The following is a 1,015-nucleotide window of genomic DNA, read 5'->3' on the forward strand; positions in this document are numbered from 1 at the left end:
ACCTTGCAGCTGAATAAAGGGTGCGACGGCAGCGACTTCGGGATCTTCTTTAATTTTATCAGCCACCTCTTTCCAATCACCGATAATCTCGGTTGAAATTACCGTCGCTTGTGGCACCATACCCAAAATACGCGTTTTGAGCTCGCGATCAAAACCATTCATGACCGATAGCACCGTAATCAGTACCGCCACGCCAAGCGTCAGACCAATCATTGAAATCAGCGAGATAAAGGAGATAAAACCATTACTACGCTCTGCTCGGGTGTACCGTAAGCCGATAAATAACGCTAAAGGACGAAACATATTCAAACTCTTTATCTTATCTACGTGCGACTTTATTTATGTTATAAAATCCAATGCAGCAACCGCCTTTTAGCATAACACTCACTAAGGCTGTCGCCGCAAAAACATATCAATCGAACAAAAAACAGGGGATTATGAGCAGCAAAATACCGCTGTCAAAAGGGAGCTAGTTTGACACAATTTGACTTATATGTGCCAGTCATTAGCGCAAACTGCCGGTATTTTTTAGTAAAAACTCAACTTTTCATATTATTTTTCACGAGGGGCTTGCTATTAGTTGCGTCTATACCTATATATTGTATGCTAAGGACAATTGTCACTAACCCCTCATTGTTGTTTGTTGCCTCTTTACTGACGACATTGCTGGTTATCATAAACCAATCCGCTCATATATTGGATAATGGTCAGCAATCACAGTTTTAGACCCAAACTTCATGGCTGACTTAAGTTTGAGTATATTCATGACCATTAATTATCAATATAAAAACATCCAATCTCCCACCAAAATTACCTTAACTGACGAGCAATCTGCCGGTCACGCCGATCATTGGCGCATTTTGACCGATGACATGAGTCAAGACGTGCCAGAATGGCTGCAAAAGATGATTGAAAAAGCGGCCATGCCAAAAGGGCTCAACAGCAATGTCAGCGCTAAAGACAGCTGCTTATTGCTATCTGAAGACCAGCCTTGTCATATCAATCAAGTGCTGGC

At 41.9% G+C, this 1,015-nt stretch carries 1 protein-coding gene and 1 pseudogene; one reads left to right on the forward strand and one right to left on the reverse strand.

Annotated elements, in window-relative coordinates:
- Positions 1-303 (reverse strand): ABC transporter permease (locus V7D75_RS04855; RefSeq protein WP_333613641.1); only part of this gene is annotated, 303 nt, incomplete at its 3' end.
- A 461-nt stretch (positions 304-764) separates the two neighbouring features.
- On the opposite strand from V7D75_RS04855, the pseudogene V7D75_RS04860 reads away from it, so the two are divergent.
- A pseudogene (locus V7D75_RS04860) lies at positions 765-1,015 on the forward strand (hypothetical protein); the annotation flags it as partial.

The sequence above is a fragment of the Psychrobacter sp. genome (genome assembly GCF_036731945.1).
Taxonomy (GTDB): domain Bacteria; phylum Pseudomonadota; class Gammaproteobacteria; order Pseudomonadales; family Moraxellaceae; genus Psychrobacter.